12 protein-coding genes and 1 pseudogene are annotated in these 15,243 nt (G+C 71.8%); 9 read left to right on the plus strand and 4 right to left on the minus strand.

Translation table 11 applies throughout. The features are described from left to right. Positions 1-39 precede the first annotated feature (39 nt). From Val02_RS17570 to Val02_RS17580, 3 genes are read left to right on the plus strand one after another with little or no spacing between them, the layout of a single operon-like run. The gene (locus Val02_RS17570) at positions 40-1,218 is read left to right on the plus strand and encodes a M50 family metallopeptidase (RefSeq protein ID WP_203900168.1); all 1,179 of its coding nucleotides are present in this window, start codon (positions 40-42) and stop codon (positions 1,216-1,218) included. Between the two features lie 38 nt (positions 1,219-1,256). Next, positions 1,257-2,192, plus strand: coding sequence for a tRNA (adenine-N1)-methyltransferase (locus Val02_RS17575; protein WP_203900169.1), 936 nt, complete (start codon positions 1,257-1,259; stop codon positions 2,190-2,192). After that, the gene (locus tag Val02_RS17580; protein WP_203900170.1) at positions 2,189-2,776 is read left to right on the plus strand and encodes a hypothetical protein; all 588 of its coding nucleotides are present in this window, start codon (positions 2,189-2,191) and stop codon (positions 2,774-2,776) included. Before Val02_RS17575 ends, Val02_RS17580 begins: the two co-directional genes overlap by 4 nt. A 14-nt stretch (positions 2,777-2,790) precedes the next feature. On the opposite strand, the gene Val02_RS17585 is transcribed toward Val02_RS17580, so the two are convergent. After that, positions 2,791-3,087: a ferredoxin gene (locus Val02_RS17585; protein WP_203900171.1), complete on the minus strand. Its 297-nt coding sequence runs from the start codon at positions 3,085-3,087 to the stop codon at positions 2,791-2,793. Positions 3,088-3,228: 141 nt separating this feature from the next. Here Val02_RS17585 and arc point away from each other — a divergent pair, with 141 nt between their 5' ends. Further along, the gene (gene arc / locus Val02_RS17590) at positions 3,229-5,010 is read left to right on the plus strand and encodes a proteasome ATPase (protein ID WP_203900172.1); all 1,782 of its coding nucleotides are present in this window, start codon (positions 3,229-3,231) and stop codon (positions 5,008-5,010) included. A gap of 28 nt (positions 5,011-5,038) precedes the next feature. On the opposite strand, the gene Val02_RS17595 is transcribed toward arc, so the two are convergent. Continuing rightward, a complete protein-coding gene (locus Val02_RS17595) occupies positions 5,039-6,259 on the minus strand; it encodes a hypothetical protein (protein WP_203900173.1) in 1,221 nt (406 codons plus the stop codon). Positions 6,260-6,265: 6 nt separating this feature from the next. After that, positions 6,266-7,180, minus strand: a complete 915-nt coding sequence (locus Val02_RS17600; protein WP_203900174.1) for an ABC transporter permease — start codon at positions 7,178-7,180, stop codon at positions 6,266-6,268. A 163-nt stretch (positions 7,181-7,343) separates the two neighbouring features. Here Val02_RS17600 and dop point away from each other — a divergent pair, with 163 nt between their 5' ends. From dop to prcA, 4 genes and pseudogenes are all read left to right on the plus strand, one after another. Next, positions 7,344-8,861 carry a depupylase/deamidase Dop gene (gene dop, locus Val02_RS17605; RefSeq protein ID WP_373317908.1) on the plus strand — a complete coding sequence of 506 codons (1,518 nt, stop codon included), beginning with the start codon at positions 7,344-7,346 and terminating at the stop codon, positions 8,859-8,861. Positions 8,862-8,937: 76 nt separating this feature from the next. Next, complete coding sequence (locus Val02_RS17610) at positions 8,938-9,156, plus strand: ubiquitin-like protein Pup (RefSeq protein WP_203900175.1); 219 nt, start codon at positions 8,938-8,940, stop codon at positions 9,154-9,156. A 104-nt stretch (positions 9,157-9,260) separates the two neighbouring features. Further along, the gene (gene prcB / locus Val02_RS17615; protein ID WP_203900176.1) at positions 9,261-10,100 is read left to right on the plus strand and encodes a proteasome subunit beta; all 840 of its coding nucleotides are present in this window, start codon (positions 9,261-9,263) and stop codon (positions 10,098-10,100) included. Positions 10,101-10,142: 42 nt separating this feature from the next. After that, positions 10,143-10,904: pseudogene (prcA, locus tag Val02_RS17620) on the plus strand (proteasome subunit alpha); the annotation flags it as partial. Positions 10,905-11,210: 306 nt separating this feature from the next. Here the strand turns inward: prcA and Val02_RS17625 are convergent. Further along, positions 11,211-13,175, minus strand: coding sequence for a hypothetical protein (locus Val02_RS17625; protein WP_203900178.1), 1,965 nt, complete (start codon positions 13,173-13,175; stop codon positions 11,211-11,213). Positions 13,176-13,385: 210 nt separating this feature from the next. On the opposite strand from Val02_RS17625, the gene Val02_RS17630 reads away from it, so the two are divergent. After that, positions 13,386-15,218 carry a hypothetical protein gene (locus tag Val02_RS17630; RefSeq protein ID WP_203900179.1) on the plus strand — a complete coding sequence of 611 codons (1,833 nt, stop codon included), beginning with the start codon at positions 13,386-13,388 and terminating at the stop codon, positions 15,216-15,218. The last annotated feature ends 25 nt before the right edge of the window (positions 15,219-15,243 follow it).

Genomic DNA, 15,243 nt, shown 5'->3' on the forward strand with positions numbered 1-15,243 from the left:
CCCACGAGTGTCGTTGCGTTGCCCGTAGCATTCGACGGGATGTCTCAGCGCGAGCGCCGTTCACCTCGTCGGGGCGCCGCGCTGCTCGGGCGCCGCGGTGTCCGGCTGGGGCACGTCCTGGGCTTTCCGCTGTACCTGAGCCCCTCGTGGCTGCTGCTGGCGTTCGCGGTGACGTTCGTGTACGGCGAGAGCCTGCGGGCCGACCGGCCGGACCTGCCGGCCGCCGGTGGGTACGCGCTCGGGCTGGCGTTCGTGGGGAGCCTGGTGCTGTCGGTGCTGCTGCACGAGCTGGGGCACGCCCTGGCCGGCCGCCGCCTCGGCATCGGCGTGCGGGCCATCACCCTCGAACTGCTCGGCGGCTACACCGAGATGGAGGGCGACGCGCCCCGCCCGCGGGTCGAGGCGCTGGTCTCCCTCGCCGGGCCGGCCGCGTCGCTGCTGCTCACGCTCGCGGCCGGGGCCGCCGCGGCGGCCGTTCCCCGGGACACGCTCGCCGGGCAGTTCCTCGTGCAGGTGGCGGTCAGCAACGCCATCATCACGGTGTTCAACGCGCTGCCCGGGCTGCCGCTGGACGGCGGTCGCGCCCTGCACGCGCTGATCTGGGCCGGCACCGGCGACCCGCACCGGGGCCGGGAGGTCGCCGGCCGGGCCGGGCAGGTTCTCGCCGGCGGGTGCGTGGTCGGCGGCTGGGCGCTCTACCAGGTGTCGGCCCTGTCGCTCATCGGGATAGTCTTCACGGTGATCGTCGCCGGGTCGATCTGGTTCGGGGCCACCGGCGCGGTGCGCCTCGGCCGGGCCGGGCGACGGCTGCACCTGGTCGACGTCGACCGGCTGGCCCGTCCGCTGTACCGGGTCCCGTCCGGTACCGCACTCGCCGAGGCCGAACGCCGCGCCGCCGCGGACGGTGCGCCGGGCGCCGCGCTGGTCGTGGTGGGGCCGGACGACCGGGTGCGCGCCGTGGTGCACGAGGCCGCCGCCGACGCCGTTCCCCCGGAAAGGCGGGACTGGGTGGCGGTGGACGACGTGGCCCGCGGCCTGGACCCGGCGCGGACGCTGCCGGCCGGAACGCGCGGCTCCGACGTGCTGAAGGCGGTCCAGGCGGACCCCGTGGGGGAGTACCTCGTGACGGCAGGTGAGGATGTGGTGGGGATCCTGCGCGTCGCGGATCTCGCCCGGGTCCTCGAACCCGGTGCCCCGAAACCAGGCAAGAGTGGGTGATCAGGTCAGTGAGCAGCGCCGAGTCGAACGTGTCCCTGATGGATGTCGAGCCGCCGGCCGTCTCCGGCGGACGGCGGGGGCCGTTCCGGCCGGGCGAGCGCGTGCAGCTGACCGACCCCAAGGGCCGACTGCACACGATCGTCCTGGAGCCGGGTAAGGAGTTCCACACCCACCGGGGCGCCATCCCGCACGACACCCTCATCGGGCTGCCCGACGGCAGTGTGGTCACCTCGGCCGGCGGCACCGCCTACCTGGCGCTGCGGCCGCTGCTCGCCGACTACGTGCTCGGCATGCCGCGCGGCGCCCAGGTGATCTACCCGAAGGACGCCGCCCAGATCGTGGCCATGGGCGACGTCTTCCCGGGCGCCAAGGTGCTCGAGGCCGGTGCCGGTTCCGGGGCGCTGAGCTGCTGGCTGCTGCGCGCCGTGGGGCCGACGGGACAGCTGCACTCGTTCGAGCAGCGCGCCGACTTCGCCGAGATCGCCAAGAAGAACGTGGCCGCGTTCGCCGGGGACGTCCCGCCCAACTGGTTCCTCACCGTGGATGACGTGGGAACCTGCACGGAGCGCGAATTTGACCGGATAATCCTAGACATGCTCACGCCCTGGGAGCAGTTGGACCTCGTCGAGCGCGCACTCGTGCCCGGCGGCGTCTTCATCGGCTACGTCGCCACGACCCCCCAGCTGTCCGAACTGGTCGAGGCCCTGCGCGAGCGCGGCTGCTTCACCGAGCCGCGGGCCTGGGAGTCGCTGGTGCGCGACTGGCACGCCGACGGGCTGGCCGTGCGGCCGGACCACCGGATGATCGCGCACACGGCGTTCCTGGTGACGGCGCGTCGACTGGCCCCGGGCGTCACCGCCCCGCCACGGCGGCGCAAGCCCAGCAAGGGCGCGGAGGCGTACGCGGTCAAGCGGGCCCTCGCCGCCACACGAGCGGCGACCGAAGGGGCGGCGGAGGAATCGGGGGACCTATGACCCGTTCGGGCTTCGGCGGGGAGATGCCGGCGGTCTTCCCGGACTGGTCGCCGTACCAGGACCTGGACTCCGCCGCGCGCGCCTACCTACGCGATCCGGACATCGCCCTCGACGCGCTCGCCGGGGTGCTGCGCGGCAGCACGGTGATCGCGTTCACGCTGGAACGCTTCGTCAACGAGGTCAACGGCGTGTGGCAGGAGGTGGTCGTCTGCGACGGCACCCGGCTCGTGCTGTGGCACGGCGAGGACCTGCCGCCCGGCGACGGCCCACCCGGCTCGATGTCCTCGTCGCTGCGCGTGGTGGCCCTCTCGGCGGTGACCGAGGTGGGCTGCCGGCGCCGGCTGACCCGCACCGCCACCGGGCACCCGCGCGTGGACAGCGTGGACGTGTACCTGCTGCTCAGTTCGATCGACGAGACCAGCGTCGGCCCGAACGGCGGCTCCGAGGAGTCCGCGACGCAGACGGTGCGCCACGACGCGCTGCGCTTCGGCAAGACGCTCGACGACGGCGGCGCCGGCCAGATCGCCCGTTTGGAGGAATTCGCGCGGTTGGTCTCGTCCCTGGTGGGTCGTCCGATGATCTAAATCACGCGGGCCGGTCAGGCGGCCGCGGGGTCGCTCTCCGCCAGCGGGCCGGCCACCGGGACGTCGTCCGAGGCGCGCGTCACGTGGATGCACTCGCCGGGGCAGTCCCGCGCCGCGTCGATCACGTCCAGCCGCAGGTGTGTCGGGACATCGACCCGCTTGCCGGGAGCCATTTGCAGCTCACCCGTGCTGTCCTTGACGTAGGCCAGGCCGTCGATGTCGAACTCGAAGACATCGGGCGCGTACTGCACGCACAGGCCGTCACCCGTGCACAGATCCTGGTCCACGGCCACCCGTAGCGCCTCGTCCACGGCTCGACTCCCCTCGCTGTCAACCAATTCGACGGTACCCGAGGCCGAATCGCGCACGAACCATGGGCGATGCGTTCGACCGACGAAGGCGATCAGCCGCTAGTGTTAGTACACGACGTTTAGCCCCCGGGGAGGTGGGACGTGGCACGTAGCGACGACGCAGATGCGCGCGCCGCACGGTGGGAGAGGGATGCACATGACCTCGCCACCCAGGTCGCGTACCTGCAGGAGGAGCTGGCCCTCGTTCGGCGCAAGCTGACCGAGAGCCCGCGTCATGTACGCCAGCTCGAAGAGCGCTTGGCGGCCGCGCAGGCGCAGCTGTCCAGGCTGACGGAGAACAACGAGCGGCTGGTGGCCACGCTCAAGGAGGCGCGGGCCCAGATCGTCACCCTCAAAGAAGAGGTTGACCGGCTGGCTCAGCCACCGAGCGGTTACGGAGTTTTCCTGTCCAAGCACGAAGACGGCACCGTCGACGTGTTCACCGGAGGCCGCAAGCTGCGGGTGGCGGTGTCTCCGGCGCTGGAGGTCGACGACCTGCAGCGCGGCCAGGAAGTGCTCCTCAACGACGCGCTCAACGTGGTCGACGCGTTCGGCTTCGAGCGGGTCGGCGAGGTCGTCATGCTGAAGGAGCTGCTCGAGGTTCCGGAGGGCGAGCGCCACGACCGGGCGCTGGTCATCTCGCATGCCGACGAGGAGCGCATCGTCTTCCTCGCCGAGTCGCTCGCCGAGGTGCCGTTGCGCGCCGGGGACTCGCTGATGGTGGAGCCGCGTTCGGCGTACGCCTACGAGCGGATCCCCAAGAGCGAGGTCGAGGAGCTCGTCCTCGAAGAGGTTCCCGACGTCGACTACCACGACATCGGTGGCCTCGACAAGCAGATCGAGGCGATCCGCGACGCGGTCGAGCTGCCGTTCCTGCACTCCGACCTCTTCCGGGAGCACCACCTGCGGCCGCCGAAGGGCATCCTGCTCTACGGCCCGCCCGGGTGCGGCAAGACCCTGATCGCCAAGGCGGTGGCCAACTCGTTGGCCAAGAAGATCGCCGAGCGGCGTGGTGAGGAGAAGGCGACCAGCTTCTTCCTCAACATCAAGGGCCCCGAGCTGCTCAACAAGTACGTCGGCGAGACCGAGCGGCACATCCGGCTGATCTTCCAGCGGGCGCGCGAGAAGGCCGGCGAGGGCACTCCGGTCATCGTGTTCTTCGACGAGATGGACTCGGTGTTCCGCACCCGCGGCTCCGGTGTCTCCTCCGACGTGGAGAACACGATCGTTCCTCAGCTGCTGTCGGAGATCGACGGCGTCGAGGGCCTGGAAAACGTCATCGTGATCGGCGCCTCCAACCGCGAGGACATGATCGACCCCGCGATCCTGCGGCCGGGCCGCCTGGACGTGAAGATCAAGATCGAGCGGCCGGACGCCGAGGCGGCGAAGGACATCTTCTCCAAGTACATCCTCACCGGCCTGCCGCTGCACGACGACGACGTCAGCGAGCACGGCGGCTCCCGTGAGGCGTGCGTGGCGGCGATGATCCAGGCCACGGTGCTGCGGATGTACTCCGAGACGGAGGAGAACCGCTTCCTGGAGGTCACCTACGCCAACGGTGACAAGGAGGTCCTGTACTTCAAGGACTTCAACTCCGGCGCCATGATCCAGAACATCGTCGACCGGGCGAAGAAGATGGCCATCAAGGACTTCCTCTCGTCCCAGCAGAAGGGGCTGCGCCTGCAGCACCTCCTCGACTCCTGCGTCGACGAGTTCCGGGAGAACGAGGACCTGCCCAACACCACCAACCCCGACGACTGGGCCCGGATCTCCGGCAAGAAGGGCGAGCGGATCGTCTACATCCGCACGCTCGTCTCCGGTGGCAAGGGCGCGGAGGCGGGCCGGTCCATCGAGACCGCGTCCAACACCGGCCAGTACCTGTAGTCCGCTTTCCTTCGGCCCGCGCGTTCTCTCAGAAGAGGATGCGCGGGCCGAACATCGTTCCCATCACGTACGACAGCGGAAGCATCACCAGCGCCAGCCCGCACCCGGCCACGGCCGGCAGGCGGCGCAGCACCAGCAGGCCCGGCGCCAGCAGCAGGTGCGCCCGGTACTGCGAGATCTGCGTACCGATCAGCAGCGGGGTGACGAAGATCGCCAGCGTGTACAGCGCGAGGCCGGCGTCCAGCGGGTCGGGCCGCCGGCGCCGCAGCACCGGCAGGACCGCCACGGCCGTCACGAGCAGGGTCAACGCCAGGGCGAACGCCATCTCGGCCGGCGCGACCTGCTGCCACCGTTCGATCTGGTGCGCGGGGGCGGGGTCCGGCGAGTAGGGCACCGGCGGGGCGTCCCGCAGCAGCGTGAGCAGGTTGTGCCCGGGATCGCTGCCGTCGCCCCTGGCCCGGTAGCGGTCCTGGACCAGGAAGTAGGCGTCCCAGCGGCCCACCGTGACGGCGTGCGTGGCGAAGACACCCAGCGTGCCCAGGGCCGGCAGGGCGCCGGCCAGCAGGGTGCGGGCGTTGCGGGCGGGCGCCGTTCCCGCGAGAACGAGACCGATCACGACGATGCCGCCGCCGATCGGGTAGGCCGCGGCGGCGACGGCGCCGACGAGGCCCGCGGCGAGCGGGCGGCCCGCGTGCAGCAGCGCGACGTGGGCCAGCGCGGCGGCGACGGCGACCGACATCGGGAAGACGGCGTGGAAGTAGGTCGCGGCCGGCATCGCCGCGAGCGCGACCAGCAGCGCGCCCCGGGTGACCGGACCGCCGCCCGGCAGCCGCAGCAGCAGCCACCAGAACAGCCCGAACATCGCCACGGTCGCGGCCTCGGTCACGACCAGAGCCGCCTGCGGCAGGTCGAACGGGCTCAGCGTCGCCACGACCCGGATGAGCGCCGGGTACAGCGGGAACCAGCCGGCGGTGCCGCACCACGAGTCGGGGCCGGTCTCGTGGCCGAGTCCGATGTCGCCGCAGCGGACCAGGGTGTAGCCGTGCTCGGCGATCTCCAGATAGAGCTGACTGTCGAACCGGGCCCGCCCGTCGACGGTGAAGTACGCGAAGCCGGAGCGGTACTCGGCGACGGCCTGGATCAGATGGCTCAGCAGGTACGCGGCCAGCGGCGGCAGCCACAGTCGCCAGTGCCCGGCGCCGTTCGGGTCGGTGCCGGCGGTGCGGGAGGCGACCGCCGACCTGATCACGAAACGTTACGTTACCGGCGCTTTCGGCCTCTCCGGAGCGTTTCTCGCATTAGTCGTAAATCTGGACAGAACCGCCCCGGCGATCAGGCCCACCGCCGCCAGCAGCCCGACTACGAGGTTGGCCGCCGGCGGATACGTCTCCGCCTCCACCCAGCGATGCAGGCTCACCACCAGCGCCGTCGCCAACGCCGTGCCGGCGACCCCGGCGAGCCGGCCCCGCACGCCGGTGCCCCCGAGCAGCGCGGCCGCCACCGCCAGCGTCACCTGCGGCGGCTGGCCCGGCGTGGCGGCCCCCTGCCAGAAGGCGATCAGCGCGCCGCCGACCGTCGCGACGACGCTCGTCGCGAGCAGGCCCACCATCGCCGGCCGCAGCCGGGCGTCCGGCCCGTCGAGGGTCCACCGCCCGCCGCTGCCCGCGCGCTGCCACCACAGCGCCACGCCCACCGACCCGAGCCCGAACGTCACCAGCAGCACCACCCCCACGCCCGGCAGGGCCCCGTCACCGCCGAGGCCGACGATCCGCCCGTCGGAGAAGGCGGCCGCGAGCGGCAGCAGCAGCGCCAGCGCCGCCGTCGACACGGCCCACGCCGGCAGGCGCAGCGGCACCACGAGCGCGACCATCGAAAGCCCCGCGACGGCACCGAAGATGAGCACCCCGACCAGGGCGGTCAGGCCGACCTCCGCCAGGCCCGCGGTCAATACGCCGCCCGTGGCGGCCAGCCCGCCGACGGCCAGATTGGGCGTGCCCGTGCGCAACGACAGCGCGAACGCCCCCGCCAGGAAGCCCACCAGCGCGATGTCGCCCGCGAGCAGCCACGGCGCGTCCTCGTCCGACCCCGCGGCGAGCGGCACCGCGACGAGAACACCCACCAGCAGAACCGCCTCCCACAGTAGGTAGGGACGCAGACGGGGCGGCGGCATGGGCACATACTTCCATCCACCGCCGCCGCGGATCGCCCCCGCCGGGCGGCACCCGCTTCGCCGGATGGCGAGGAAGGAGTCACCGCGTGCGGCCGTCCGGTCGGCGCAGCGTCTAGGCTCGTGGTGCAACGGAAGCGGCGGCACCGGCGAATGAGGCGAAGGTATGACTGTGCGGCGCGTGATGGGCTCCGAGGTCGAGTACGGCATCTCGGTCCCGGGCAACTCCTCGGCCAACCCCATGGTCACCTCGTCCCAGGTGGTCAACGCCTACGGGGCCCGGCCCGAGCTGACCAAGGGCGGCCGGGCGCGATGGGACTACGAGGAGGAGTCGCCGCTGCGCGACGCCCGCGGGTTCACGTACTCCGGCGCGCTCTACGACCCGGCGGAGGCGCTCGCCGACGAGGATCTCGGCCTGGCCAACGTGATACTGACCAACGGCGCCCGCCTCTACGTCGACCACGCGCACCCCGAGTACTCCACGCCCGAGGTGACCAACCCGCGCGACCTGGTGCTGTGGGACAAGGCGGGGGAGCGGGTCATGGCCGAGGCCGCCCGCCGCGCGGCCACCATCCCCGGCACCCAGCCGATCCACCTGTACAAGAACAACGCCGACAACAAGGGCGTCAGCTACGGCGCCCACGAGAACTACCTGATGAAGCGGCAGACCGCGTTCGCGGAGATCGTCAGCCATCTGACGCCGTTCTTCGTGTCCCGGCAGATCGTGACCGGCGCCGGCCGGGTCGGCATCGGGCAGGACGGCTCCACCGCCGGGTTCCAGATCTCCCAGCGCGCGGACTTCTTCGAGGTCGAGGTCGGCCTGGAGACCACGCTCAAGCGGCCGATCATCAACACCCGCGACGAGCCGCACGCCGACGCCGACAAGTACCGGCGGCTGCACGTGATCATCGGCGACGCCAACCTCTCGGAGATCTCCACCTACCTCAAGGTCGGCACCACCGCGCTCGTGCTCAGCATGATCGAGGAGAAGGTGCTGCCGTCCGACCTCGGCATCGCCGACCCGGTCGCCGAGCTCAAGGCCGTCAGCCACGACCCGACGCTGACCCACCGCATCCGGATGCGCGACGGCCGGCGGCTCACCGCCCTCGACATCCAGTGGGCCTACCTCGAGCGGGCGCGGGCGTTCGTCGAGGACCGGATGGGCTCCGACGTCGACCCGATCACCGCCGAGGTCCTCGACCGCTGGGAGAGCGTGCTGGACCGCCTCGGCCGCGATCCCATGCTCTGTGCGCGGGAACTCGACTGGGTCGCCAAGCTGCGCCTCCTGGAGGGCTACCGCGAGCGGGAGAACCTCGGCTGGGCCTCGCACAAGCTCCAGCTCGTCGACCTGCAGTACTCCGACGTGCGGCCGGAGAAGGGGCTCTACCACCGGCTGGTGGCCCGTGGGGCGATGGAGACGCTGTTCACCGACGAGGAGGTGCGCCGGGCGATGGTGGAGCCGCCCGAGGACACCCGCGCCTACTTCCGGGGCCGCTGCCTGGCCCAGTACGCCGCCGAGGTGGTGGCCGCCAGCTGGGACTCGGTCATCTTCGACGTCGGCCGCGAGTCACTCGTGCGGGTTCCGATGATGGAGCCCGAACGCGGCACGAAGCGGCACGTCGGCGCGCTGTTCGACCGGTGTGTGAGCGCCAAGGACCTGTTGGAGGCGCTGACCTCCGGATGATCCGCCCGGTGCAGGGCGATAACTGTCGTACCGGCGAGATAGGTTTAGCCACAACAGTTTGCGAGAGGCGGCGAGCATGGCGACACGTGACACCGGCGGGCAGTCCCAGTCCGGCAAGAGCAAGCGGGAAGAGGAAGTCGACGCGGCTCCCCCCGCCGAGGCCAACCCGGAGGTGGCGGAGCGCCACGAGAAGCTGAGCGAGGACGTCGACGACCTGCTCGACGAGATCGACTCGGTGCTCGAGGAAAACGCCGAGGAGTTCGTCCGGGGGTACGTGCAAAAGGGCGGTCAGTGACCCCTGTGGCGTAGTCGTCCGCAACACCTCGATCACGCTCGTCATGGCGTCGGGGTATGCGGCGTAAGGTGGTGCCCTGGCGAGATCAACTGAAAGGGAGCTAAGTGGCAGCGGGTACGGAATCATTCGGCCGTCTCCCGGCCGTGTTCACCACGCCGGGCAGTTCGTCGTTCGTCGAGTTCCTCAATGTCGCCGCGCCGCAGCTCCTGCCCGGCCGCCGTCCGTTGCCCGCCGGCTACAACGCCGACGTCACCGCGCACGCCACCACGATCGTGGGCATCACGTGCGAGGGCGGCGTGGTGCTCGCCGGCGACCGTCGGGCCACCATGGGCAACCTCATCGCCCAGCGGGACATCGAGAAGGTGTACGCCGCCGACGCGTACTCGCTGGTCGGCATGGCCGGCACCGCCGGTATCGGCCTCGAGCTGATCCGGCTGTTCCAGGTGGAGCTGGAGCACTACGAGAAGATCGAGGGCGCCATGCTGTCGATCGACGGCAAGGCCAACCGGCTCGCGACGATGGTGCGCAACAACCTCGGTGCCGCCCTCCAGGGGCTCGCCGCCATCCCGCTGTTCGCCGGGTTCGACCTGCACGCCACGGATCCGGCGAAGGCCGGCCGGATCTTCAGCTTCGACGTCGCGGGCGGCGTCTACGAGGAGACCGGGTACGACGCGCTCGGCTCCGGCTCGATCTTCGCGCGTTCGGCCCTCAAGAAGACGTACCGGCCGGGGCTGTCGGTCGACGACGCCGTTTCGCGCGCCGTGGGTGCGCTGTACGACGCCGCGGACGACGACACCGCCACCGGCGGGCCGGACCTGATCCGCAACCTGTACCCGATCGTCTGGACCGCGACCGCCGAGGGCTCGCAGCGGGTGCCGGACGAGCAGGTCGCCGAGATCGCCCGCGCCGAGGTCGAGGCGCGCCGCGACAACCCCGTCGGCTGATTCGCTTCCCAGCTCACTGAGGCCGTAAAGGAGAGCCCACCGGTGGCAATGCAGTTCTACGCGTCGCCCGAGCAGATCATGCGCGACCGGGCGGAGTACGCCCGCAAGAACATCGGCCGCGGCCGCAGTGCCGTGGTGATGAGCTACGAGGGCGGGGTCCTGTTCGTCGCGGAGAACCTGTCGACCGCCCTGCACAAGGTGAGCGAGATCTACGACCGGATCGGCTTCGCCGCCGTCGGCCGGTACAACGAGTTCGAAAACCTGCGCACGGCCGGCGTCCGCCTCGCCGACCTGCGCGGCTACTCGTACGACCGGCGTGACGTCACCGGGCGTGCGCTCGCCAACGCCTACGCGCAGACGCTCGGTTCGATCTTCACGGAGCAGCCGAAGCCGTTCGAGGTGGAGATCTGCGTGGCCGAGGTCGGCGCGTCGCCGGACAGCGACGAGCTGTACCGGTTGACGTTCGACGGGACGGTGCAGACCGAGCCGGGCCGCCTGGTCATCGGCGGGCAGTCCGAGGCCGTAGCGACGGTCGTCAAGGACAAGCACCGGCCCGACCTGAGCCTCGCCGAGGCGCTGGCCGTCGCGATCGAGGCGCTGGGCAGCGTCGGCGGCGACGGCGGCAACGCGCGGGACATCCCGGCCACGCAGCTCGAGGTCGCCGTGCTGGACCGGCGGCGGCCGGGGCGCACGTTCCGCCGGATCACCGGGGCGGCGCTGACGGCGCTGCTCAACGGCGGGAAGACCGACGCGGCCGCCGCCGCCGCGGAGACGCCGGCCGACGTGCCGGTTTCGCCGGCGCCGGCGAAGAAGGACGACCCGCTGCCGCCCGCCGAGTCGGGGGTGGGCGGGGCCGCCGCGAAGGACGACTCCGCGGCCGTCGACGCCGTGCTCGACGAGATCGACGCGGACGACGACTCCTCCGGGGACGACAAGCCCAGCGAGAGCTGACGCCCGCACGCTCCCGAGCCCTGCCGGCCGCCGCCGGTGGGGCTCGGAGTCTTTCGACGGCGGCTCGACGGCCTCCGGCGGCTCGCCGGAGCCGTCGACCCGGGCCGCGCCGGAGCCGGGCCGCCGACCGCGTCGCTGCGGGATGCGCGCGCCCGGGGATCAGACCCGCTCGGGCGGCTTGCCGTGGATGACCTGGACCTTGCCCGGGTAGCGGGCCGCCAGGTACTCCGCCGCCTCGATGTTCGTCAGCGCGCCCGCCGCGCCGAACTGCACCGGGTCGCCGCCGGGCTTGTCGCTCTCGCGGGCCGGCCGGGCCGGGTCGAGGACCAGCATGCTCGCCTTGGCGTTCGCCACGTAGAAGCGCACCGGCACCGGGCTCTGCGCCACGATGGCATCCAGGTCGTCGAGCGTCTTCGGCGGGTTGGCCGGGTTGAGGAACGCGTACCAGGCGTGCCCGTAGCGGTAGTTGCGGGTCAGCGACGAGGCGTAGAGCGTGCCGAGCCAGTTCCGGTACGGGGTGCTCATCAGGTCGACCGTCACGGCCTCGCCGCTGCGCGGGTGCTGCCGCGCGAGGTACACCGCGTCGCTGCCGCCCGCCGGGGAACCCCGGTCGATGCCGGCGAGCAGCCGCAGTCCCGTCGCACCCGGCCGGGTGTGCCACTGACCGCCGGTCGCCGCGATCACCAGCAGCAGCGGCACCGCGCAGGCCAGCGCCGGCACCGTTCGCCGCGGCACCAGCCGTACGAGGCCGCCGAGCAGCACCAGCGCCACGATGATCGCCAGGTGCAGGGTCTTCTCGAAGTAGTAGACCGTCGAGCCGACCGTCACCAACTGCACGACGGCGAGGCCCAGCGCGACGGTCAGCGCGGCGCCGAGCGCCATGAGTCCGCGCAGGAACGCCGGCGAGCGCAGCCCCCGCCGCGCCGTGGTCGCCATCAGCGCCAGCAGGACGAGCAGCGCCGTCAGCGGCCGGTCGACCGGGAGCGCCGTGCCGGCCGTGCCGAGGTGCTCGGCCGTGGCGGCGTTCAGGTTGAGGATCGGGGTGATCAGGGTGAACGGCGCCGCGACGACCCCGGCGGCGACGACCCCGGGATGCCGCCAGGCCCCGGTGCGCAACGCCCACACCAGCGCGGCGACGCCGGCGTACGGCAGGAACAGGTGGTAGCTGAACGACACCCCGACGACCAGCAGCGCGACCGTGATCCCCTGCGCGCCCCGGTGCGTCAGCGGCCGCACGACCAGGCCCGTCAGGATGGCCGCGAGCGCCATGCCCATCAGCTGGTTGGGATAGCCGCGCACGAAGACGGCCACCGGGTCGGCGCAGTACACCCAGGCCGCCGCGACGGCCAGCACCGGCGCCAGGCGCAGCGGCGTGGCGCCCGGACCGGCGACCCGCCGCACCGCCCACAGCACCGCCAGCCCCAGGAACGCGAACGTCGCCACGTACAGCCACAGCACGTGGCTCGCCTGCGTGATCGCGTCGGTGTTGCGGTCGGACGAGCGCACGAACCGGTCCAGGACGGCGTAGGTGAGATACGTGCCCTGCGGATAGTTGCTGATCCCGGAGGCGACGTCGGCGGAGAGGAAGCGGTCGGCGACGTCCCGGTGCAGGAACGCGTACCCGCCGGCCTGTCCGATGATGTCCGTCAGCACGATGTGCCGGGCCATGTCCTCGCCGGCGGCGATGATCCCGATGCGACCGCCCAGGTCGCGCAGCGCGAACGGCACCGCGGCCGCCCCGGCGACCCCCAGTGCGGCGGCCCCGGCGAGCAGGTCGCGCGCGCCCGGCCGGTAGATCGTCCGCCACGCCGGGCGGGTCACGGCCACCAGCGCCACCAGAACGCTCAACGCGACGCCGGCGATCGGCACCGGGTGCAGCCCCCACGGCCAGACGGAGAAGAGCAGCCCGGCCACGCAGAGCGCCCCGAACGCCTGCCCCAGCGCCAGCACGAGCCGGTCGAGCACGCCCGCCACGCCCCGCTGGACGGCCATCAGGAGTGCCAGCACGATTACGGGCAGTAAGAAGTCGAGCTTGACCAGATGGGTCAGCAGCGGCCCGATCCACGCCGCCGCGAACGCCGCCGCGAGCCGTGCCGGGCGCGGCAACCGACCCGTCGCCGGCACCCCACCGGACGGTAGGACTCCAGGTGTGGGCTGATCGGCGGTCGCAGGCGTCGGCATCGGCCGCGATCGTACACAGATCACATGACGGCATCGGCGCCGATCGTGCGCCCGGCGCCCGGGAACCACTCCGGGGCTCGGGTAACATCTCCGTCCGTCACCGCCCCGGACATACCGGAGGGCGACGTCACACACCATGGAGGCCGAGTCAACGTGGGTACCAGTGCGGCTGCCGTGACCGAGCCGACCGACGCCACCGGGCCGGTCGAGCCGGACACCGACACCCCGCCACGCGCCGAGGAGTCGGGCGGCCGGCGCTGGGTGATCGTCGTCGCGGTCGTGCTCGGGTTCCTGGCGCACGCGGCGTGGCGGATCTGGCTGACGCAGTCGGTCACGACCCCGATCGCGCACGCCGACGAGGACCGCTACCTGCTCTCGGCGCGGGCCATCGCGGGCGGCCCGGGCGGGCTGGGCAACGACACGGCGGCGTTCCGGCGGATGGGATACCCGCTGATCCTGTCGCCGATCTACAACTTCACGCAGGACCCGTTCAAGGTGTACGACGCGGCGCAGATCATCGGCGCCGTGCTCAACGCGATCTGCTTCCCGCTCGCGTACCTCTTCGGCCGGCGCGTGCTCGAGGCGAAGCGGTGGGTGGCGTTCGGGCTGGCGTTCGTCGCGGCGGCGCTGCCGGCCGTGGCGTACTACTCGGAGTTCACGCTCACCGACGTGCTGTTCGCGCCGATCGGGCTGGCCTGGCTGCTGCTGATCCACGGCTGGCTCGCCGGCCGCACGACGCGCAGCCGCGCGGCCGCCGCGCTCGGGGCCGGGGCCGTGGTCGGCTACGCGTACACGGTGCACGTTCGCGGGCTGGTCATGCTCGGCGTGTTCGTCGGGGTCGTCGTCGTGATCATCCTTATGCAGCGGCTGCGCTGGAAGGTGGCCGCCGCGGCGCTGGTGACGGCGTTCGCGGTGACCCGGGTGGACACCTTCGTGCAGTCGCTGACCGCCGACTCCGTGCTGCGCGGCGGGGTCGAGCCCGGCGGCCGGTTCGTCGAACGCCTCACCGACGCCAGCAAGCTGGTGCAGACGCTCTGCGACGCCGTCGGGCAGTACTGGTACGCCACCGTGGCGACGTACGGGCTGGCCGGCGTGGGCTTCGTGGTGGCCTGGGCCCGCTGGCGCGGGGTCGACCCGGTGAAGAGCCCGTTCGCGCAGCGGGTCACCCTCGCGACGGCGCTGGTGACGGTCGTGCTGATCTCGTTCAGCTCGGCGATGGCGCTGCCGCCGGACGGCCGGGTCAGCAATCACGTGTACTTCCGCTACATCGCGTTCCTCATGCCGGTCTTCGTCATGCTCGCGGGCACGGCGCTGATCGGTGCCGACGGGCGTCGCGCCCGGCGGCTGATCTGGCACACGACGCTGCTGGTGGGCGTGACCGGCTTCCTGGTGCTGGCCCGGATGAGCGGCCGCGAGTACTTCGAACGCTTCGACACCCCCGAGGTGTCGTTCCTGACCTACACCTTCAGCCACCTGGCCGTGGCGCAGGTGACCGTGATCTCGATGGTGCTGCTGTGCGTCTTCGCGGCCCTGGTCGGCAAGGCGCGTTCGCGCAACATCGCACTGGCTCTGGTCGGCGTGCTGGCGCTCAACGTCGCCGCCATGGAGGTCACCAACCTCAAGACCATCCGGCCGATGTCGCGTTTCCAGTACGCCACGGCGCCGCTGTTGAAGCAGGATCTGAAGATCGGTCCGGCGGACAAGATCGCCACCTCCCAGTGGGTGTCGCTCGGCGCCCGGCTCAACCACCAGCGCGAGGTCTACTGGGAGGGCATCACCGAGTTCGACCACCGGGCGGGTGAGCTGCCGCCGGCGGACGCGACCGTGGTCATCGGCCCGTGGCGCAGCCGCAACAAGGACGACTGGAACGGGCAAGCCCTCGGCTGGGTGCAGGTGGTCTACGACCCGAACCATGAGTGGGCGCTCTGGCTGCGCCCCGGCGACCCGCGCCTCTCGGGCGGGATCTCGAAGGGCAACGGCTCATAGCCAGAACCACCCCCCGCCTGTAGGA

Source organism: Virgisporangium aliadipatigenens, assembly GCF_016863615.1.
In the GTDB taxonomy this organism is placed as follows: Bacteria; Actinomycetota; Actinomycetes; order Mycobacteriales; family Micromonosporaceae; genus Virgisporangium; species Virgisporangium aliadipatigenens.